Below are 20,206 nucleotides of genomic sequence, written 5' to 3' on the forward strand. Positions count from 1 at the left end.
GAGCAGGGGGCAGGGGGCAGGGAGCAGGGGGCAGGGGGCAGGGGAAAGATATTTGCAACTGACTAATGACTAATGACCAATGACTAATGACCAATGACCAATGACCAATGACCAATGACCAATGACCAATGACAACTGACAACTAACTAATGACGCTAGAATAGGTCTTAAAGTGAAAATTCATTAGTTCTAAATGTTTACCATTGACTTAAGCATCAGAAATACTGCTTTCCCCATATCAGTACAACGAAAGTCTACTGAAGATGCCGAGGCTGTTTACCAGCTAATTTTGGCGGCAATGCGTTCTGGAAATCCTGATATTGTCGAACTCAAGTGCGAAGGCAAAACAGAGAAAAAAATTGCTGTCCGTGCTAGTGAAATTTCGGGAGTCCAGATTATCCAAAAAGATAGTGCGGCTACTAGCAGTGGTAAACCACCCGGCTTTGCTGCTTTTACTGCTGAATAACACAAGGTATAAACATGACAGCAGTAGGCATTGAAGTTAATAATTTAAACTTCTTTTGGCCTCATGGGGAGCAAGTAATCAAATCTTGCTCTCTTCAAGTACCTAAAGGTGAGTTTTGGATGCTTCTGGGGACAAATGGCAGTGGTAAATCTACGCTCCTGAGATTAATAGCGGGTTTATTAGCTCCTCAATCTGGGGAGGTGACTATTTCACCTGCTGTTGGTTTTGTATTCCAAAATCCTGATCATCAATTGGTAATGCCAACGGTTGGTGCTGATGTAGCTTTTGGGTTGGTGGCAGAAAAGTTACAACCTGCAATGGTGAAGGCTAGGGTTGAGGAAGCTTTGGGGGCGGTAAATTTATTGTCTCTTCAGCGACGACCTATTTACGCGCTTTCTGGTGGACAAAAACAACGGGTAGCTATTGCTGGAGCGATCGCTCGTCATTGTGATGTTTTATTATTAGATGAACCTACTGCTTTACTAGATCCAGATAGTCAACTCGATTTAGTGGCTAGTGTCCGTAATCTCGTTAAGAGCCGTGGCATTACGGCATTATGGGTAACTCATCGCTTAGAAGAGTTGAATTACTGTGATGGTGCTTTTTTATTGGAAAAGGGTTGTTTAGTTGATTCCGGTGAAGCGGAACGTCTCAAACAGCGCTTAATTCAAGTACATCAATAGGCAGGAGGTAGGGGCGCAGGGCCTGCGCCCAGTCAGGAGTTCAGGAGTCAGGAGTCAGGAGTCAGGAGTCAGGAGTTCAGGAGTCAGGATGAAGAAGGAATAAAAATCCTAATTTTGAGCAATACAATCGAGAGGGCGGGGAAACCCCGCCCCTACTGAAATTATTACATTTAATTAATTATGAATGAAGCTTTATTTAGTGTTGAAAATCTCCGTGTAGCTTATCCTCAACGTGGTGAAGAAGTGGCAAGCTGGGCGGTTGATGATGTATCTTTTATTATTCAATCTGGGGAAAAAATGGGATTGGTGGGAGAGTCTGGTTGTGGAAAATCCACCATTGGACGGGCAATAATGCGTTTATTGCCTAGTTCTAGTCGCACGGAAGGATTAGTTAAATTCCAGGGACAGTCTGTATTGGATTTGACACCTTTACAGATGCAAAAGTTTCGTGGTGAAGCGGTAGCCTTGATTTTTCAAGATCCCATGACTCGCCTTGACCCGTTGATGACAATTGGCAATCATTGTATTGAAACTTTACAAGCTCATGCACCGGAGTTATCCAAACAGCAAGCGAAAGAAAAGGCTTTAGCGACTTTGGAAAAGGTGAAAATTCCCGCGAGTCGTTGGAGTCAATATCCCCATGAGTTTAGTGGGGGAATGCGTCAACGGGTAGCTATTGCTTTGGCTTTGTTGTTGAGTCCTAAGTTAATTGTGGCGGATGAACCAACGACAAGTTTAGATGTGACTGTTTCTGCTCAAATTCTCCAAGAATTAACGCGATTGTGTGGGGAAGAAAACATGGGATTGTTGTTAATTTCCCATGATTTAGCAATGGTGGGGGAATATTGCGATCGCATTGGAGTTATGTATCAGGGTAAAATGGTGGAAATGGGGAAAACGGCAACTGTATTTGCTCATCCTCAACATGAATATACTCAATCTTTATTAAAAGCAGCTTTATATATTCAAGCAGTTGATGAAGAGGGAACAGGGAACAGGGAACAGGGAACAGGAAAGGAAAATCCCATTTTAAAAATTACAGAACTTAAACAGCATTACACTATAGAACCGAATTTTATTGAACGGATATTTAAAGGAGAAGGACAAACAATTAAAGCCGTAGATGGCATTAATTTAGAATTGTATGCTGGGGAGATTTTAGGCTTAGTGGGAGAATCTGGTTGTGGGAAAAGTACACTTTCGAGAACCATCTTACAATTGATTAGTCCCACATCGGGAAAAGTCGAATTTTTAGGACAGGAATTAACCAGGTTGTCCCGTCAAGAAATCCGTTCTTCCCGTAGACAAATCCAAATGATCTTTCAAGATCCTCATGCTTGTTTAAATCCAGCTATGACGGTAGGACAAAGTATAGGAGATCCTTTATTAATTCATAATTTAGCTAATACCCAAAAAGCCAAAGAACAGGTTTTATGGATGTTGGAAAAAGTTGGTTTAACACCCGCCGAATTATATTATCACCGTTATCCATCCGATTTATCTGGAGGACAACAACAACGGGTAGCCATAGCCAGAGCTTTAATTACTCGTCCCAAACTGATAATATGTGATGAACCAGTGAGTATGTTAGATGCCAGCGTGCAAACACAAGTTCTTGATTTGATGTTACAACTCAAAGCAGAATTTGATTTAACCTACTTGTTCATTACCCATGATTTGTGGTTAGCAAGATTTTTGTGCGATCGCATCGCCGTAATGAATGGTGGTAAAATAGTAGAACTAGGACAGACTAAACAAATTTTTACCCACCCCCAACATCCCTACACCCAAACCCTCCTCGCTGCTGCACCTCTCCTCGCAAAAGCGTGACAGTAGGGGCGGGGTCTCCCCGCCCTTTCAGGGTCTCCCCGCCCTTTCAGAATTTCCGAAGTCAAGAGAAATAATAAAATCACCAATCACCAAAGTAATAAATGTCTAAAAATTCACCCCCTAATTTTTATAAAACAAACACCTATTCCGCAGACAAATGGCAAGAGAGAATAGCACAAGTAGCATATCGCTTTAATCGCCAATATGAAAATCAGAAATTTGCAGTTCCAGACGAAGTTCAAGAAATGCCAATATATCGGGAATGGATTAATGGCAGATTAAATGAAAGAATAGTTTCACCCTTTTGGGAAATTGCTCAACCTCAAAAAAACGAACATTGTTTAGATATTGGTTGCGGTGTCAGCTTTTTAATCTATCCTTGGAGAGATTGGCAAGCATTCTTTTATGGACAAGAAATTAGTAATATTGCCAGAGATACTCTTAATTCTCGTGGTTCACAGTTAAATTCCAAATTATTCAAAGGTGTAGAACTAGGACCATCTCACCATTTAAACTATCCTGAAAATCAATTTGATTTAATAATTGCCACAGGATTTAGTTGCTATTTTCCCCTAGAATATTGGCAAGCCGTTTTAGTCGAAGTCAAACGAGTATTAAAACCAGGTGGACATTTTGTCTTTGATATTCTTAATTCCGAACAGCCTTTAGCAGAAGATTGGGCTGTACTAGAAACTTACTTGGGTGCAGAGGTATTTCTCGAACCTGCTACAGAGTGGGAAAAAATCATTAAAGTTGGGGGTGCTAAAATAGTCAAAAGACAATTAGGAGAATTATTCGAGTTGTACAAAGTCCGGTTTTAAGATATAATCTGGAAGGTTATAGCAAACCTAAATCTTTCAAACTGTTGCGTGTAATCTCGATTCTAGCTGGTAGATCATCTGGCTTATTTATATCAATATTTGTGGCAAAAAAGTAGACGTTTTGATCTTGTTCCAAATAGCCGACAAACCAACCTATTTGAGGTTTATTACTAATTAACCATCCCGTTTTAGCTCGCAATGTGTAGTTTGGAGTTTGTTCACGCACCATGATATCTTTGACAATATCCATTGTTCGGTTTGAAAAAGGTAAATTACCTTGATACAACCGTTGCAAAAAATCAATTTGTGCTTTAGGTGTAATTTTCAGAATTCCTTGCAGCCAAAAACGATCAATATCTGCGGAAGTACCAATTTGTCGGTTGCCATAACCAACTTTATCAATCCATTGCTGCATTCGTTCATTGCCAATTTTACGGGCAAGAATTTGATAAAACCAGACAGTTGAATTTTTGAAACCTTGACGTAAATTTGTATCTTGATTCCAACCCGGAAAATCTCGATAAATTCCATCCCAAGTCAAGATAGCAACATCATCAGCAATCACACCTGTTTCTAAAGCTGTCAAAGCATTGAAAATTTTGAAAGTTGAAGCTGGAGTAAATGCGGTGACATTTCGCTGAGGATTGTGTTCATAGGTACGATTGTTTTTTGAATCATAAATTATGATTGATCCTGTCACCCCAAATTTTTGGAAATGTCGCCCTAAATCGGGGACTCTAACCTTGACTTTTGGTGAATCTGGAGATAACACAGGGGAAGTTTGTGCCTGAACATAGATTGACCCAAGGCTAATAGTGATTATAGCTGTAAATACCAGACTGAGCGATCGCCAAATAGGAAACAAGATTTTTCTCCATTGAGATTTAAAGACAATCAACAGAAAACCTGATAAATTTTCCGGTGAGAGTGTATTATTTGGAAATATCTTATCAAGAATTTTGCCCAAATAGCCGCAATGATGATCCGCCATGCCATAGAATCTGATTTACCCGCCATTGTCGCCATTTACAACGCTGCTGTTCCTAGCCGCATGGCTACCGCTGATTTAGAACCTGTGTCTGTGGAAAGTCGTATGGCTTGGTTTCAAGGACGAGTCCCTTCAAAGTTTCCCCTGTGGGTACTGGAAACCGAAGGTGTAATTGCTGGATGGTTAAGTTTTCAATCATTCTACGGTAGACCAGCTTACTATTCTACAGCGGAAATTAGTATTTACATTTCCCCAAATTTTCAAGGACGTGGTTTGGGAAAACAACTTTTAGAAAAAGCCATTGAGGAAAGTCCCAATTTAGGTTTAAAGACGTTAGTTAGTTTTATTTTCGCCCACAATCAACCCAGTTTAAAGTTATTTGCCTGGTTTGGATTTCAAGCTTGGGGGAATTTACCGAAAATTGCTGATTTGGATGGAGTGGAACGAGATTTGATGATTTTGGGTCTGCGGGTGATGTAGGAAAAATTCAGGATTCAGATTTAACAATAGCTTACCTTCAAATAAATTAACCCAACCTTTCCCTCAACCACAAAGCCAACAAAGGCATAGCTAACCGATAACCATGTTCAGCATCATAAATTAAACCCTTATGCTGTAACCCAGTTAACGCACCTTGCAGACTCCCACCCCGTGAAAGTCCATGCTTTTGAATATACTCCTTACTCTGAGGTTTGTCAGTAGGATCAATAGCCAAAGACTCTAATAAATGTACCTGATTTGCCGGTAACAACATCAGCAAAGATTCATAAGTCATAGATAAATCTTTCAGTAATCCTGCTATAGCCTTTTGCACATCTTCCTCCCTAATTAACCCATCTGCACAACGGGACGCAGATAACCGCCGAATAATCGCCATCCCATCCCCAATATGTCCCTGTACTGCCTCTAGAAATAGCTGCAAGGCTTGACTATGACAATCAAAGGTGAAACCTTGCGTATGTAAGATTTCCCTCGCCCACAAGGCGACAACGTCCTTAGCTAAAGGGGCTAATTGGATAGTTTCTATCGGATAATTAGTATCATCTGAATGTTGGCTAGACTCAGCAATCGTGGCTATCAACACATAACTAACATGAGGATAGGCCTTAACTTCCTTTCTAAATGTAGTTTCCCATAAACCATGACGATCCCAAGAACGAATATGGGGAAAACTCTGTAAAATCAGTAATATTCTTTGACTTAAATCAACCGCCATTATTTCTAATAAGTCTAACAAATTAGCGAAAGCTTGCCATAATTGTTCTTGTTCCAAAGAACGAACTATTTTTAGTTGATTTTCCGAATTAAAAGTAAAAAATGCCGAAGTATTTTCCTTCAACCAATTTTGAATTTTTTCCGCTTCCCAGTTTTGACTAATCGCTTCCGCTAATAGTTGTACAAATCTCTCCGCCTCCGTAGCGCGGATACAGTCTATTTCCAAGATAACTGTATTCACCTCCTGCGCTGCACCTTTCACTAAAGTACGTCTTCCACTACCAGGAACTCCAGTAATTAACAAATCACCATCTTTTGCCAGGATTTCAATAATCCGCTGAAATTCTACAGAACGCCCAATTAATTGTAATGAAGTAGACAAATTTAAATTCACTCAGTTCTCGCTTTTGCGTAATATATTATAATAACTATAGGAATAATATTTGATTTATGAAAAGATACGTAGGGTGCGTCAGACCGCATAAATTTTATCAATAAACAGATTTGTAATATCTGACGCACCCTACAATACCTAATTTTTTTCAAAAATCAAATATGAGTTCTATATTAAGCTAAATTTCAAGGCAAATATGGTTAGCACAATCACTAAACCAAACAATATTACCCCAGGAACTACCCCCGCAGAACAGCGAGTAGTTTTCCACAATATCAGTTGGCAAAATTATCAGCAAATTTTAGCAGCATTAGGGCAAAGTCGTTCTTCTCGACTTATCTATGATCAAGGGACATTAGAAATTACCATGCCTTTAGAAGAACATGAAAGTGCTACCAGATTGATTGAACTATTCATCCGCATTTTGGTAGAAGAAAGTGGGTTAAAAATTAAAACAATGGGTTCAACCACCTTAAATCGTGATGATTTACAAAGAAGTGCTGAACCCGACAACTGTTATTACATTCAAAATCAACCTCAAGTAGTTGGAAAAAAACTTAATTTAAACGAAGATCCACCACCAGACTTGATTGTAGAAGTAGATATTACTCACACTGACATAAATAAACTCCAGTTTTATGCCAGCATGGGTGTACCAGAATTTTGGCGGTATAACGGTGAAATGTTGCGAATTTATCAACTTCAAGATCATCAATATATTGAAATAGAAAAAAGTCCCACATTTTCTATAATTACCAAAGAAAAACTTTATCAATTTTTGCAAGATTGCCAAATAGATGAAGTACAGGCTAGTAAATCTTTTCGTACTTGGGTACAACAGAAAATACAAAGTTAATATATCCCCAAACAAACCGTAGGGGTGGGGTTTCCCCACCCTGGTGTTACTCTGGGCTTCTTCACCCTGGTAATTTACCTAACTAGCTAACAGTGTCTTTTCCAAAGGTGTCCAGCGGAAAGTGCGATCGCCACCTCTCTCAATTACCACTTTAACCCTTGGTTCTAGCTTAGGCAAATCCATCAAATACTCAACTTCCTGATCAGAAAGAATATATCCCTCCATAATCCACAACACCAACCCCTTCGACTTAGGAGGTAATTGTGCCAGATGCGAACTGATCATTGGTGGTAAATAATATACATCACCCACAGCCGCACCACTACTATTGCTTCTTTTGCCTAAATGTGGTGGTCTGACACCATGAACTTGCGTCAGATACGCAGCCACATCACCCAGTCCTCTTGCAGTAATATGGAGGCCAACATAGCCAGCTGCCCGTAATCGGCGCAGATACCGACCTTCATAGCCCCCCTCCAGAGGAACATAAACACCCAACGCCCCAAATTTCTCCAAATTGCGGATGAAACCGTTGCCAGTGGTAATTAGTGCCATATATTTTCTTCCTATCCCACTTAGATATCTCTATTATTCACTCTCTAGTGGTAGATTAAGTTAAATGAACCTGCATATTTTCAACAATTTTGAAAATTCACAGCCGGAACATGGGTGATTTTCCCTACCCACATCTCAGCATCCCATAACAAAGCAAAAAAACACTAGACAAAAATTAAAGAATAGTTTATATTATTAGATTGTGACCGAATAGTATAATTAGATAGCCATCTTTCTTATTTAGACTTCCTAGTTTAGTCCTAGCATCTGAGTTTCTAGTTAGTTTCCCCAAAAGAATAAAACTGGCTCACTTCATAAGAGACTGCTAAACTAAAAAAGCTTTCAGGTCAAATAAAGAGCCAAAGTCATATTTAAGCTCCCACACCAAATCACTCCCGTAAATCCTAAAAAAAATTAGGCAAAACCTTAAACAGTAGTTTAGGGCATGAAAATAAGTAGTTCCTCAGCAATAATGTTGGTTTCATGGCATGATGTTAGGACTGAGGAAAAGGATACTGAGGGTCAATAACCACTTAAGTCCGGCTACAACGGTAGAGTGCCAAAGCAACTGCTTGGACGAAAGCATTGCTGCACACAGCGCAAAGCCATCAAGCCTCGCATTGAATTCCAGAAGTAATCCCTTCTCAATAGAGTAGGCAGTTATTCCTGTTATTGTGATTGAGTAAGTGAAAATAAACAAATTCACTAAAACAAAAGGGACAAAAACTGTTGCGTCGCCAAGAATTTGCACTGTCCAACGCCAGTCCAAATTTTAGAGGTAAAGTTTACACTCAAGCGACAGCAGCAAAATCTGTCCCCATTCGACTTCCAGGTTTAGCCCAAAAAAATAAAACGAAAGGAGAACCAGTAACTGTGTCTGTAGGTATTCTCGGCACCAAACTGGGCATGACCCAAATCTTTGATGAAGCAGGAGTCTCCATTCCTGTTACCGTCGTCAAAGCCGGTCCATGCACCGTTACGCAAGTTAAAACGAAACAGACCGACGGTTACTCTGCCATTCAAGTTGGTTATGGCGAAGTCAAACCCAAGGCACTGAACAAACCACTGTTGGGACATTTGGCTAAATCATCCGCTCCAGCAGTCCGTCATCTGAGTGAATATCGCACCGATAGCGCTGGTGATTATGCTTTAGGTCAAGAAATTAAAGCAGATATTTTTAGGGCAGGTGAAATCGTAGATGTAGTTGGTACGAGTATTGGTCGCGGTTTTGCCGGCAACCAAAAGCGGAACAACTTTGGTCGCGGTCCCATGTCACACGGTTCCAAAAACCATAGAGCGCCAGGTTCTATCGGTGCTGGTACAACCCCAGGTCGTGTTTATCCCGGGAAAAGGATGGCAGGACGTTTAGGCGGTACTCGTGTCACAATTCGCAAATTGACAGTAGTACGAGTAGATGCAGAACGCAACTTAATCCTGATTAAAGGAGCTATTCCTGGCAAACCAGGAGCCTTAGTCAGCGTCGTTCCTGCAACTATAGTTGGTAAAAAATAGTCATTTAGTCATTGGGTAGTAGTCATTAGTTAGGAGCAAAAAAAGACAACTGACAAAAGACAACTGACAAAAGACAACTGACAACTGACAAAGGACACAAAGATGGTACAGAGTGTAATTAAAAATTGGCAAGGAGAGCAAGTTGGAGAAACAAACTTTGACTTACGAGTTGCCAAAGAAACAACAGCGGCGCATATCGTACACCGCGCCCTAGTCAGACAAATGACCAATTCTCGCCAGGGAACTGCCAGCACCAAAACTCGTGCAGAAGTTCGTGGTGGTGGTCGTAAACCTTGGCGGCAAAAAGGCACAGGTCGCGCCCGGGCTGGTTCTATCCGTTCACCATTGTGGCGTGGAGGCGGTGTGATCTTTGGACCAAAACCCAGAGACTTTGACCTAAAAATGAACCGCAAGGAACGCCGATTGGCATTGCGAACAGCCTTTATTAGTCGTGCTGACGATCTAATTGTTGTTGAAGAATTTAGCAATGAATTACAGCGTCCTAAAACCAAGGATCTCGTAGCAGCATTAGCTAGATGGGGCGCTGCACCAGAACAAAAAGCACTATTGATTTTGTCTGAAATTGCAGAAAACGTGCTTTTATCAGCCCGGAACATCGAAAACTTAAAACTGATTCCTGCTGACCAGTTAAACGTTTACGATTTGCTCCATGCTGACAAAATTATCGTCACATCATCAACCCTAGAGAAGATCCAGGAGGTCTACAGTGCCTAAAGTAGTTGCCACCCGTGATCTACCCGATTTAGTGCGTCGCCCCATTCTCACCGAAAAAGCGACCATGCTCATGGAACAAAACAAATACACATTTGAAGTAATTCCTAAAGCCACCAAACCACAAATTAGAGCCGCAATTGAAGACCTATTTGCAGTTAAGGTCGTCAAAATCAATACCGCTAACCCACCCCGCAAACAAAAACGGGTAGGTAGATTTATTGGATACAAACCCCAATACAAGCGAGCTATTGTCACTGTTGCTCCTGGGGACGAAGAAAAAATCAGAAAAGTTCTCTTCCCAGAAGTCTAAAAATTTGAGATTTTGAATTTTAGATTTGAGATTGGGCTAATAAATCAAGAAAATGCCAAACAACAATTAAAAATCGGAAATTAAAATCAAAAAATTCTGACTCCAAAATCAAAAATCAAAACTCCAAAACTGAACTATGGGTACTCGTTCTTATCGCCCTTATACCCCCAGTACTCGCCAAGTAATCATCTCTGACTTTGCCGAAATTACGAAAACTGAGCCAGAAAAATCATTAACTGAATCAGTTCATCGTCCCAAAGGTCGGAACAATCAAGGGCGGATAACCAGCCGTCGTCGGGGTGGCGGACACAAACAACTTTACCGCATTATTGACTTTAAGCGAGATAAGCGGAATATACCGGCTACAGTTACAGCCATTGAATACGATCCTAACCGGAATGCGCGGATCGCTTTGTTGTTGTATGAAGATGGCGAAAAACGTTACATCTTGCAACCCAATGGCATGACTGTAGGCGCAAAGATCATTGCTGGACCTGAGTCACCTATCGAAGATGGTAATGCCTTACCTTTATCGAATATTCCCTTGGGTACTGGTGTTCACAACGTCGAAATGACCCCAGGTAAAGGTGGTCAAATTGTCCGTGCTGCTGGTGCAGTAGCACAAGTTGTGGCTAAAGAAGGCAACTATGTGACATTGAAGTTACCTTCCGGTGAAGTCCGGTTGATTCGGCGTGATTGCTACGCCACCATTGGACAAGTTGGTAATACAGACGCAAGAAACCTCAGCGCCGGTAAAGCTGGACGAAATCGCTGGAAAGGCCGTCGTCCCAAGGTTAGAGGTAGTGCCATGAACCCAGTGGATCACCCACATGGTGGTGGTGAAGGTAGAGCGCCTATCGGTAGATCCGGTCCTGTAACACCTTGGGGTAAACCTACTTTAGGGGCGAAGACACGTAAACGCAAAAAGGCCAGTACTAAGTTGATTATCCGTCGTCGCCGCAAATCATCTAAACGGGGTCGTGGTGGCCGTCAGTCTTAGAATTTTAGATTTTAAATTTTGGATTTTAGATTGAGTCTATTTTTAAGCGTTCAAAGTTTTTGAAGCCTAATATTAAGACAGCTTAATTATCCAAAATCCAAAATTAAGAAATTCAAAATCCAAAATCCACAATCCACAATTGAACTATGGGTCGTTCTTTAAAAAAAGGTCCTTTTGTTGCTGACCATCTGCTCAAGAAAATTGAGAAGTTAAACGCAAAAGATGAAAAACAAGTGGTTAAAACTTGGTCGAGAGCTTCGACCATTTTGCCCTTGATGGTAGGTCATACTATCGCTGTTCATAATGGACGGCAGCACGTTCCCGTATTTGTCAATGAACAAATGGTAGGACATAAGTTAGGAGAATTTGCTCCTACCCGTACCTACAGAGGTCATGGCAAAAGTGACAAAAAATCAGGGAGATAGTCATTAATTTAGTCAGTAGTCAGTGGTCATTTAGTCCTCTTGCAACTGACAACCGCTGACAATAGACAACTGACACACATAGAGTAAGTTATGAAAATGGCAACTGACACTACTGAAGTTAAGGCGATCGCCCGTTACATACGCATTTCTCCCTATAAAGTGCGCCGTGTACTTGACCAAATCCGCGGGCGTTCATACAGAGAAGCACTAATCATTCTCGAATTTATGCCCTATGGTGCTTGTGAACCCATCTTAAAGGTTCTCAGAAGTGCCGCAGCCAACGCAGAGCATAATGCTGGTTTGGACAGGGCCAGTTTGGTGATTAGTCAAGCCTATGCTGACCAAGGACCTGTGCTAAAACGGTTTCAACCCAGAGCGCAAGGTCGAGCTTACCAAATTCGCAAACCAACGTGTCATATCACTGTTGCTGTTTCCGCTGGCGCTACTGCTGAGTAAACAGCCATATAGGCACAAAAAAATTGCGTACAGTAAGAAATTTTAGAGGAAGCTTTTGTGGGACAGAAAATTCATCCAGTCGGCTTTCGACTGGGTATAACTCAAGAACACCAATCCCGTTGGTTTGCAGAACCTGACCGTTATCCAGAACTTCTACAGGAAGACTACAAACTCCGCCAGTACATTGAACAAAAACTAGGTAGATACGCTCAAAATAACGCCGGTATTTCCGAAGTGAGAATCGAGCGCAAAGCGGATCAGATTGACCTAGAAGTACGGACAGCTAGACCAGGTGTGGTTGTAGGTCGGGGTGGTCAAGGTATTGAATCATTACGTCTTGGACTACAAGGAGCTTTGGGTGGTAATCGCCAAATTCGCATTAACGTTGTTGAAGTCCAACGAGTTGATGCGGATGCTTACCTGATTGCCGAATACATTGCTCAACAATTAGAACGTCGGGTTTCCTTCCGCCGAGTTGTGCGTCAAGCAATTCAACGCGCTCAAAGAGCAGGTGTCCAAGGAATCAAAGTTCAAGTCGGTGGTCGGCTCAACGGTGCAGAAATTGCCCGCTCTGAGTGGACTCGTGAAGGTCGAGTTCCTCTCCACACCTTACGTGCTGATATTGACTATTCTGGCTGCACAGCCAAGACAATTTACGGGATTCTCGGCATTAAAGTTTGGGTATTTAAAGGAGAAATTATTCCTGGTCAGGAACAAGCTCCTGCTCAACCCGCCAGAGAACGTGACCGTGACCGTGGCGATCGTGAACGCGAACCCCGTCGCCGACAACAACAACGTCGTCGTCAACAGTTTGAAGACCGCTCCAATGAATCCTAGTCACTAGTCCATAACTAATGGCTAATGACCAACGACTAATGACCAACGACTAATGACAAATCATGTTAAGTCCTAGAAGAACTAAATTCCGCAAACAACAACGCGGACGCATGGAAGGTCTTGCCAGCCGTGGCAGTACCCTCAACTTTGGGGATTTTGGACTCCAAGCCCAAGAACCATCTTGGATTACCTCACGGCAAATCGAGTCTTCCCGTCGGGCAATGACTCGGTATATTCGCCGGGGTGGTAAAATCTGGATTCGGATTTTCCCTGATAAACCAATCACCATGCGTCCTGCTGAAACCCGGATGGGTTCTGGTAAAGGGAACCCAGAGTTTTGGGTAGCCGTAGTCAAACCAGGCCGGATCATGTTTGAAATTGACGGCGTTGCTGAAGAAATTGCCCGCGAAGCGATGCGATTGGCTGACGCTAAGTTACCAATTAAGACCAAATTTATTGTGCGCTCTCAACCACAGGAGCAGGAGTAGGTTATGCCTCTTCCCAAGATTGCGGAAGCTAGAGAATTAAATGACGAAAGACTGGCCGAGGAAATTGTCGCCGTGAAAAGACAATTGTTCCAGTTGCGCTTGCAAAAAGCCACAAGACAACTAGAAAAGCCTCACCAGTTCAAACACGCACGCCATCGGCTCTCCCAACTGCTAACAGTAGAAGGAGAACGGAAACGGGCGGCAAGTCTTTCAGACCAAGAGCAAAAGTAGGAAATTATGGCAGTTAAAGAACGAGTTGGCTTGGTAGTGAGCGATAAAATGCAAAAAACTGTGGTAGTAGCCATAGAAAACCGCGCTCCTCACCTCAAGTACGGCAAAATCGTAGTTCAAACCCGCCGCTATAAAGTTCACGACGAAGAGAATACCTGTAAAACAGGCGATCGCGTGCGGATTCAAGAAACCAGACCCCTGAGCAAAACCAAGCGTTGGCAAGTTACAGAAATTCTGAACACCAAAGCTACATAGTAAACAGTTGTATTAACTTACAACGACCCCAAAAGAGAGACCAGTTGTGATTCAACCCCAATCTTATCTGAATGTCGCAGATAATAGCGGTGCTAAAAAACTAATGTGCATCCGCGTATTAGGTGCAGGCAACCGCCGTTATGGTGGCGTAGGCGATAGAATTATCGCCGTTGTCAAAGAGTCTTCACCTAACATGGCTGTCAAAAAGTCTGATGTTGTGGAAGCCGTAATCGTGCGGACTCGTAAAGCTATTACTCGTGATAGTGGAATGGCTATCCGTTTCGACGATAATGCCGCAGTGATTATCAACAAAGAAGGTAATCCTAGAGGTACACGGGTATTTGGACCCGTAGCTCGAGAACTGCGCGATAAAAACTTTACTAAAATTGTTTCTCTGGCTCCGGAGGTGCTGTAATGGCAAAGCGCCCACAACCCAAAGTTTTTCATAAAATGCACGTCAAAACTGGTGATACCGTGCAAGTCATCGCTGGCAAAGATAAAGGTAAAGTTGGTGAAGTGATTAAAGCACTACCACAACTGAGCAAAGTTCTTGTCAAAGGTGTCAACATTAAAACCAAGCACGTCAAACCCCAGCAGGAAGGCGAATCAGGGCAAATAGTCACCCAGGAGTACCCCATTCATAGCTCCAATGTGATGCTCTATTCCACCAAACAAAACGTTGCTAGTCGCGTCTGCTACACTTTCACCGCCGAAGGCAAGAAAGTGAGAATGCTCAAAAAAACAGGTGAGATTTTAGATAAATAAACTGGTGAATAAGGATGAGGTTTTAGATTTTCTACCAAAATCTCAAATCCAAAATCCAAAATCCAAAATCTAAAATTCCCTGACCAAGACCAGGGAATAACAGGACAAACACTATGGCCATCACACGACTCAAAACCGTATATCAAGAGACAATTACTCCTAAATTGATTAACCAGTTTCAATACACCAACGTGCATCAAGTGCCGAAGGTGATTAAGGTAACTATCAACAGAGGTTTGGGAGAAGCTGCTCAAAACGCTAAATCACTCGAGGCATCCATCAGCGAAATAGCCCTGATTACTGGACAAAAACCTGTGGTAACACGGGCCAAGAAAGCGATCGCCGGCTTTAAAATTCGTCAAGGTATGCCCGTCGGGATTATGGTGACACTCAGAGGCGAACGGATGTACGCCTTCTTAGATCGTCTGATTAACCTGACACTACCCAGAATCAGAGACTTTCGCGGTGTCAGCCCCAAAAGCTTTGACGGCCGTGGTAACTACACTCTGGGCGTGCGCGAACAGCTAATTTTTCCAGAAGTGGAATATGACAAAATCGATCAAGTCCGGGGTTTAGATATTTCTATTATCACCACGGCAAAAACCGACGAAGAGGGCCGCGCCTTACTTAAGGAAATGGGAATGCCCTTTCGCGATCAATAAGTTCATCTAAAGAGGGAACGATGGCGGCTAACGACACAATTGCAGATATGCTGACGCGCATCCGCAATGCCAATATGGCAAGGCATCAAACTACGCAAGTACCAGCTACAAAGATGACTCGTAGTATTGCCAAGGTACTGCGAGAAGAAGGCTTCATTGCGGAAGTTGAAGAAGCAGGAGAAGGAATTAAGCGGAACCTGGTTATTTCCCTGAAATACAAAGGTAAAAATCGCCAACCCCTAATCACTGCCCTAAAACGAGTGAGTAAACCAGGTTTGCGTGTTTACTCCAACAGAAAAGAATTACCAAGAGTGCTAGGCGGTATCGGTATTGCCATTATTTCTACATCCAGTGGGATTATGACTGACCGCGAAGCACGCCGCCAAAATCTAGGCGGTGAAGTGCTTTGCCACGTTTGGTAGTCGTCATTGGTCATTGGTCAGTGGCAAAACAACGAACAACTGACAACTGACAAAAAACAACTGACAAAGAACAAAAAATCATGTCTCGTATTGGTAAACGTCCAATTACCATTCCCGCCAAAGTGCAAGTGGCGATTGATGGTGTCAAAGTAGTGGTGAAAGGTCCTAAAGGTGAACTTTCCCGTCAACTACCTAACAATGTCATACTCTCCTTAGATGGAGAAACATTGCTAGTTACTCGTCGTGATGAAACCCGCACCTCCAGACAAATGCACGGTCTGAGCCGCACCTTGGTGGCCAATATGGTGGAGGGAGTATCCCAGGGTTTTCAACGTCGCTTAGAAATTCAAGGGGTTGGTTATCGCGCCCAACTTGAAGGCCGTAACCTCATCTTAAATATGGGCTTTAGCCATAAAGTGCAAATTGAACCACCGGAAGGAATTCAATTTGCTGTAGAAGGTACTACTAATGTCATAGTTAGCGGCTATGACAAAGAAATTGTCGGTAACACAGCAGCTAAAATTCGTGCAGTCCGTCCGCCTGAACCTTACAAAGGCAAAGGTATTCGCTATGCAGGTGAAGTGGTCAGACGCAAAGCTGGTAAGACTGGTAAGGGTGGTAAGAAGTAAACATGAAACTTACACGCAAAGAGTCAAAACAACGTCGTCATCAGCGCGTTCGTGGCAAAGTCAGCGGTTCGACCGAACGTCCACGCTTGGCTATCTTTCGATCCAATGAGCATATTTATGCTCAAGTTATTGATGATACCAAGCAAGAAACTATAGTTGCCGCATCAACCGTAGAACCAGAATTGAAATCTAACATAGCTTCTGGTGCTAACTGTGACGCATCAGTGCAAGTTGGTAAATTGGTAGCTGTACGCGCCCTAGAAAAGGGCATCACTAAAGTCGTTTTTGACCGGGGTGGCAACCTCTATCATGGTCGCATTAAAGCACTGGCTGAGGCGGCACGCGAAGCTGGTCTAGATTTCTAAGTCCGTCAGTAGTCAATAGTCAGTAGCAACTGACAACTGACAACTGACAACTGACAACTGACAACTAAAAGAGAGCATTGATTATGGTAACCGGTCGTCGTAAAGCAAGCCGTACAAAAAAAGAAGAAACCACCTGGCAAGAGCGAGTTATTCAAATTCGCCGGGTGAGTAAAGTCGTCAAAGGTGGTAAAAAACTTAGCTTCCGTGCCATTGTCGTCGTCGGTAATGAACGTGGACAAGTCGGAGTTGGAGTTGGTAAGGCATCAGATGTAATTGGTGCAGTTAAAAAAGGTGTCGCTGATGGCAAAAAACATCTAATTGACATTCCTATCACCAAATCTAATTCCATTCCTCACCCCATTGATGGCATCGGTGGCGGAGCTAAAGTGATGATGCGTCCAGCCGCACCAGGTACAGGGGTAATTGCTGGGGGTGCTGTACGGACTGTATTAGAGTTAGCAGGAATACGTAACATCCTTGCTAAACAACTAGGTTCAAATAACCCTTTGAACAACGCCAGAGCCGCAGTTAACGCTCTATCTACCCTGCGGACATTAAGTGAAGTTGCTGAAGATCGCGGTATCGCCATTGAGAAACTCTATATTTAGTCACTCTTTGTATCAGATTCTCAATCTAAAATCCAAAATCTAAAATCTAAAATCACAAACCAAAATGAGACTTAATGATGTTAAGCCCCAAAAAGGCTCTAAAAAACGCCGTAAGCGTGTAGGTAGAGGTATTTCTGCTGGACAGGGTGCTAGTGCTGGTCTAGGGATGCGGGGTCAAAAATCCCGTTCTGGTAGTGGTACAAGACCAGGTTTTGAAGGTGGTCAACAGCCATTGTACCGCCGGATACCTAAACTCAAGGGCTTTCCCCTCATTAACCGGAGAATCTACACTACGATTAATGTAGAGAAGTTAGCTAACTTACCTGCTAACTCAGAAGTAACATTGGAATCCTTGAAAGTGGCAGGTATCTTAACCACTGTTAAAGGTGAATTGAAAATTTTGGGTAATGGGGAATTGAATGTTCCTCTTCAGGTAAAAGCTGCTGCTTTCACAGGCCAAGCTCGAATCAAAATTGAAGCTGCCGGTGGAAGTTGTGAAACTGTATAAAAGTCTGAACTATGATTTTTATGATTAAGATGATTCATATGATTTATTTGATGAAGATGATTATCAAAATCACATTCATCAAATAAATTACAAAAATCACAGTTCAGACGACTTAATCATCTTCATCACATGAATCACGTAAATCATAGTTAGGACTTCAAAGGTAAAACTCTATGATCAGTCGAGACAAAGCCCCAACGGCTCAAGAAACTTTTATGCAGATGGCGCAAGCAGCCGGACTCAGAGGTAGGCTGCTTGTCACTGTCGGTATTTTAATTTTGGTTCGCCTGGGGATATTTTTGCCTGTTCCAGGAATTGATAGACCTAAGTTTGCTGAGGCTATATCTGGCAACAATTCCATCTTCGGTTTATTGGATATATTCTCCGGACGGGGACTCTCTACTTTGGGGATCTTTGCTTTGGGGATTTTGCCCTTTATTAATGCCTCCATTATCATCCAATTGCTCACTGCGGCTCTGCCATCTTTAGAAAATTTACAGAAAAACGAAGGGGAAGCAGGCCGGCGGAAAATATCACAAATTACCCGCTATGTAACTGTAGTTTGGGCAATTATTCAAAGTGTGGCGTTTTCGGCATTATTCCTCCAACAATTTGCTCTCAACCCAGGTCCAATATTTGTCGCAGAAACTGCGATCGCTCTAACTGCTGGTTCAATGTTCGTTATGTGGGCATCAGAACTGATTACTGAACGGGGTATCGGTAATGGTGCATCTTTGTTGATTTTTGTCAACATTGTGGCTTCTTTACCCAAATCTCTAGGCGATACCATTGACTTGGTACAGGTTGGTGGCAGGGAAATTGTTGGGCGCGTCATCGTCCTGGTACTAGTTTTTATGTTCACAATCGTGGGTATTGTGTTCGTCCAGGAAGGAATGCGTCGCATCCCTATTATTTCCGCCCGTCGTCAGGTAGGCAGAAGGGTTTTAGCAGAACAGCGGAGTTATTTACCCCTACGTCTTAATTCTGGTGGGGTAATGCCGATTATTTTTGCAGCAGCAATCCTCAGTTTGCCACTTTTAGTCGCCAATTTCACTAAAAATCCCGAATTAGCAACCATTGTTAATACCTATTTAAGTCCTGGTGGTTCTGCACCTTGGGTATATGCCCTCGTTTACTTAACTTCCATTATTTTCTTTAGTTACTTCTATTCTTCGTTGATTCTCAACCCAGTAGATGTGGCTCAGAATTTGAAAAAAATGGGTTCTAGTATCCCCGGTATTCGTCCTGGAAAAGCTACCAGTGAGTATATCGAAAAGGTAACAAATCGCCTCACTTTTTTAGGGGCTATCTTTTTAGGCTTGGTGGCAATTATTCCTACAGCCGTAGAAAGTGCTTTGAAAGTTCCCACCTTTAAGGGCTTGGGGGCAACATCTTTGTTGATTTTGGTTGGTGTGGCAATTGATACGGCTAAACAAATCCAAACTTACGTTATCTCTCAGCGTTATGAAGGAATGGTGAAACAATAGTGACGCGATTAATCTTCTTGGGACCACCGGGTGCTGGTAAGGGAACTCAAGCTAAAACTTTGGCTGAATTTTTAGGGATTCCCCATATTTCTACAGGTGACATTTTACGTCAAGCTATTCAAGACAAAACAAATTTGGGAATGCAAGCCCAAAGTTTTATGGATAAAGGCGAATTAGTCCCCGACACATTAGTAGAAGATATGGTTAAGGAACGTCTGCAACAACCAGATGCTAAAACAGGTTGGATTTTAGACGGCTTTCCTCGTAAAGTTACACAGGCAGAGTTTCTGGCAGAATTACTCACAAGTCTAGGACAGGGTGGTGAAAAGGTCATCAATCTGGATGCCCCAGATGAAGCTGTCATTACCCGGTTACTAGGACGTGGACGAAAAGATGATACTGAAGAAGTGATTCGTCGGCGCTTGGAAGTTTACCGCGATGAAACTGCACCCTTAATTAACTATTTTACAGATCGCCAAAAACTCCTCACAGTCAACGGTAATCAGTCCCAAGAAGAAGTTTTTACTCATTTGAAAGATATCATAGCTGCTTAAAGAAACTCAGGGGTAGCGGTCTATGTCGGCAGTAAGAAAAAACCAAATTTTCCTTTGCCTTTATTACCTCGCCCCTATCTTCCACGGCGGGCGCAAGTCAATTTTAGCTAAGATATATTAATAAACTGTTGATATTTTCTCTAATTGTG

General features: G+C 42.5%; 29 protein-coding genes. 26 read left to right on the forward strand and 3 right to left on the reverse strand.

What is annotated here, in order from left to right:
• Nucleotides 1-193: 193 nt before the first annotated feature.
• The 4 genes from PN471_RS16580 (at nt 194) to PN471_RS16595 (ending at nt 3,800) form a co-directional block, all read left to right on the forward strand.
• Nucleotides 194-466 carry a hypothetical protein gene (locus PN471_RS16580; RefSeq protein WP_039204363.1) on the forward strand — a complete coding sequence of 91 codons (273 nt, stop codon included), beginning with the start codon at nt 194-196 and terminating at the stop codon, nt 464-466.
• Between the two features lie 14 nt (nt 467-480).
• Complete coding sequence (locus PN471_RS16585) at nt 481-1,149, forward strand: ABC transporter ATP-binding protein (RefSeq protein ID WP_271777797.1); 669 nt, start codon at nt 481-483, stop codon at nt 1,147-1,149.
• A 180-nt stretch (nt 1,150-1,329) separates the two neighbouring features.
• Nucleotides 1,330-2,979, forward strand: coding sequence for a dipeptide ABC transporter ATP-binding protein (locus PN471_RS16590; RefSeq protein ID WP_271777798.1), 1,650 nt, complete (start codon nt 1,330-1,332; stop codon nt 2,977-2,979).
• A gap of 101 nt (nt 2,980-3,080) precedes the next feature.
• A complete protein-coding gene (locus PN471_RS16595) occupies nt 3,081-3,800 on the forward strand; it encodes a class I SAM-dependent methyltransferase (RefSeq protein WP_271777799.1) in 720 nt (239 codons plus the stop codon).
• A gap of 16 nt (nt 3,801-3,816) precedes the next feature.
• Here the strand turns inward: PN471_RS16595 and blaOXA are convergent, their stop codons facing one another.
• On the reverse strand, nt 3,817-4,668 hold the full coding sequence (gene blaOXA / locus PN471_RS16600; protein WP_271777851.1) for a class D beta-lactamase: 852 nt from the start codon (nt 4,666-4,668) through the stop codon (nt 3,817-3,819).
• Nucleotides 4,669-4,776: 108 nt separating this feature from the next.
• Here blaOXA and PN471_RS16605 point away from each other — a divergent pair, with 108 nt between their 5' ends.
• Nucleotides 4,777-5,268 (forward strand): GNAT family N-acetyltransferase, encoded by a 492-nt coding sequence (locus tag PN471_RS16605; RefSeq protein WP_193898874.1) that lies wholly within the window; start codon nt 4,777-4,779, stop codon nt 5,266-5,268.
• Between the two features lie 46 nt (nt 5,269-5,314).
• On the opposite strand, the gene PN471_RS16610 is transcribed toward PN471_RS16605, so the two are convergent.
• The gene (locus PN471_RS16610) at nt 5,315-6,397 is read right to left on the reverse strand and encodes an ATP-binding protein (protein WP_193898872.1); all 1,083 of its coding nucleotides are present in this window, start codon (nt 6,395-6,397) and stop codon (nt 5,315-5,317) included.
• A gap of 196 nt (nt 6,398-6,593) precedes the next feature.
• Here PN471_RS16610 and PN471_RS16615 point away from each other — a divergent pair, with 196 nt between their 5' ends.
• The gene (locus PN471_RS16615; RefSeq protein WP_271777800.1) at nt 6,594-7,253 is read left to right on the forward strand and encodes a Uma2 family endonuclease; all 660 of its coding nucleotides are present in this window, start codon (nt 6,594-6,596) and stop codon (nt 7,251-7,253) included.
• 78 nt (nt 7,254-7,331) lie between these two features.
• Here PN471_RS16615 and PN471_RS16620 read toward each other — a convergent pair whose 3' ends face one another.
• Nucleotides 7,332-7,808, reverse strand: a complete 477-nt coding sequence (locus tag PN471_RS16620; protein WP_193898179.1) for an NAD(P)H-quinone oxidoreductase subunit N — start codon at nt 7,806-7,808, stop codon at nt 7,332-7,334.
• 873 nt (nt 7,809-8,681) lie between these two features.
• On the opposite strand from PN471_RS16620, the gene rplC reads away from it, so the two are divergent.
• The 20 genes from rplC (at nt 8,682) to PN471_RS16720 (ending at nt 20,057) form a co-directional block, all read left to right on the forward strand.
• Nucleotides 8,682-9,320 carry a 50S ribosomal protein L3 gene (rplC, locus tag PN471_RS16625; RefSeq protein ID WP_271777852.1) on the forward strand — a complete coding sequence of 213 codons (639 nt, stop codon included), beginning with the start codon at nt 8,682-8,684 and terminating at the stop codon, nt 9,318-9,320.
• A 102-nt stretch (nt 9,321-9,422) separates the two neighbouring features.
• Entirely contained in the window at nt 9,423-10,055 is a 633-nt protein-coding gene (gene rplD, locus PN471_RS16630; protein ID WP_271777801.1) for a 50S ribosomal protein L4, read from the forward strand.
• Complete coding sequence (locus PN471_RS16635; protein ID WP_027402105.1) at nt 10,048-10,365, forward strand: 50S ribosomal protein L23; 318 nt, start codon at nt 10,048-10,050, stop codon at nt 10,363-10,365. Before rplD ends, PN471_RS16635 begins: the two co-directional genes overlap by 8 nt.
• A gap of 136 nt (nt 10,366-10,501) precedes the next feature.
• Nucleotides 10,502-11,365, forward strand: a complete 864-nt coding sequence (rplB, locus tag PN471_RS16640) for a 50S ribosomal protein L2 (RefSeq protein WP_271777802.1) — start codon at nt 10,502-10,504, stop codon at nt 11,363-11,365.
• A 146-nt stretch (nt 11,366-11,511) separates the two neighbouring features.
• Nucleotides 11,512-11,790, forward strand: a complete 279-nt coding sequence (gene rpsS / locus PN471_RS16645; protein WP_027402103.1) for a 30S ribosomal protein S19 — start codon at nt 11,512-11,514, stop codon at nt 11,788-11,790.
• 96 nt (nt 11,791-11,886) lie between these two features.
• Nucleotides 11,887-12,246: a 50S ribosomal protein L22 gene (gene rplV / locus PN471_RS16650; RefSeq protein ID WP_039204355.1), complete on the forward strand. Its 360-nt coding sequence runs from the start codon at nt 11,887-11,889 to the stop codon at nt 12,244-12,246.
• A 57-nt stretch (nt 12,247-12,303) separates the two neighbouring features.
• Entirely contained in the window at nt 12,304-13,083 is a 780-nt protein-coding gene (gene rpsC / locus PN471_RS16655; RefSeq protein ID WP_271777803.1) for a 30S ribosomal protein S3, read from the forward strand.
• A 62-nt stretch (nt 13,084-13,145) separates the two neighbouring features.
• The gene (gene rplP, locus PN471_RS16660; RefSeq protein WP_193898183.1) at nt 13,146-13,571 is read left to right on the forward strand and encodes a 50S ribosomal protein L16; all 426 of its coding nucleotides are present in this window, start codon (nt 13,146-13,148) and stop codon (nt 13,569-13,571) included.
• A 3-nt stretch (nt 13,572-13,574) separates the two neighbouring features.
• Nucleotides 13,575-13,802 carry a 50S ribosomal protein L29 gene (gene rpmC, locus PN471_RS16665; RefSeq protein ID WP_027402099.1) on the forward strand — a complete coding sequence of 76 codons (228 nt, stop codon included), beginning with the start codon at nt 13,575-13,577 and terminating at the stop codon, nt 13,800-13,802.
• A 6-nt stretch (nt 13,803-13,808) separates the two neighbouring features.
• Nucleotides 13,809-14,057, forward strand: coding sequence for a 30S ribosomal protein S17 (rpsQ, locus tag PN471_RS16670; protein ID WP_271777804.1), 249 nt, complete (start codon nt 13,809-13,811; stop codon nt 14,055-14,057).
• A 46-nt stretch (nt 14,058-14,103) separates the two neighbouring features.
• Nucleotides 14,104-14,472 carry a 50S ribosomal protein L14 gene (gene rplN / locus PN471_RS16675; protein ID WP_096669290.1) on the forward strand — a complete coding sequence of 123 codons (369 nt, stop codon included), beginning with the start codon at nt 14,104-14,106 and terminating at the stop codon, nt 14,470-14,472.
• Nucleotides 14,472-14,822 (forward strand): 50S ribosomal protein L24, encoded by a 351-nt coding sequence (gene rplX / locus PN471_RS16680; protein WP_027402096.1) that lies wholly within the window; start codon nt 14,472-14,474, stop codon nt 14,820-14,822. The genes rplN and rplX overlap by 1 nt, the downstream gene beginning before the upstream one ends.
• Nucleotides 14,823-14,935: 113 nt before the next feature.
• Nucleotides 14,936-15,484 carry a 50S ribosomal protein L5 gene (gene rplE / locus PN471_RS16685; protein ID WP_271777805.1) on the forward strand — a complete coding sequence of 183 codons (549 nt, stop codon included), beginning with the start codon at nt 14,936-14,938 and terminating at the stop codon, nt 15,482-15,484.
• A 20-nt stretch (nt 15,485-15,504) separates the two neighbouring features.
• Nucleotides 15,505-15,906: a 30S ribosomal protein S8 gene (gene rpsH, locus PN471_RS16690; RefSeq protein ID WP_027402094.1), complete on the forward strand. Its 402-nt coding sequence runs from the start codon at nt 15,505-15,507 to the stop codon at nt 15,904-15,906.
• Between the two features lie 80 nt (nt 15,907-15,986).
• Complete coding sequence (rplF, locus tag PN471_RS16695; RefSeq protein ID WP_193898187.1) at nt 15,987-16,535, forward strand: 50S ribosomal protein L6; 549 nt, start codon at nt 15,987-15,989, stop codon at nt 16,533-16,535.
• Nucleotides 16,536-16,537: 2 nt separating this feature from the next.
• On the forward strand, nt 16,538-16,900 hold the full coding sequence (gene rplR / locus PN471_RS16700) for a 50S ribosomal protein L18 (RefSeq protein WP_271777806.1): 363 nt from the start codon (nt 16,538-16,540) through the stop codon (nt 16,898-16,900).
• An 83-nt stretch (nt 16,901-16,983) separates the two neighbouring features.
• Entirely contained in the window at nt 16,984-17,508 is a 525-nt protein-coding gene (gene rpsE, locus PN471_RS16705) for a 30S ribosomal protein S5 (RefSeq protein ID WP_027402091.1), read from the forward strand.
• A gap of 64 nt (nt 17,509-17,572) precedes the next feature.
• Nucleotides 17,573-18,016: a 50S ribosomal protein L15 gene (gene rplO / locus PN471_RS16710; protein WP_271777807.1), complete on the forward strand. Its 444-nt coding sequence runs from the start codon at nt 17,573-17,575 to the stop codon at nt 18,014-18,016.
• 173 nt (nt 18,017-18,189) lie between these two features.
• Nucleotides 18,190-19,503 (forward strand): preprotein translocase subunit SecY, encoded by a 1,314-nt coding sequence (secY, locus tag PN471_RS16715; RefSeq protein ID WP_271777808.1) that lies wholly within the window; start codon nt 18,190-18,192, stop codon nt 19,501-19,503.
• Nucleotides 19,503-20,057, forward strand: coding sequence for an adenylate kinase (locus PN471_RS16720; RefSeq protein ID WP_271777809.1), 555 nt, complete (start codon nt 19,503-19,505; stop codon nt 20,055-20,057). The genes secY and PN471_RS16720 overlap by 1 nt, the downstream gene beginning before the upstream one ends.
• Nucleotides 20,058-20,206 lie beyond the last annotated feature (149 nt).

The sequence above is a fragment of the Aphanizomenon sp. CS-733/32 genome (assembly GCF_028330045.1).
Taxonomy (GTDB): Bacteria; Cyanobacteriota; Cyanobacteriia; order Cyanobacteriales; family Nostocaceae; genus Dolichospermum; species Dolichospermum gracile.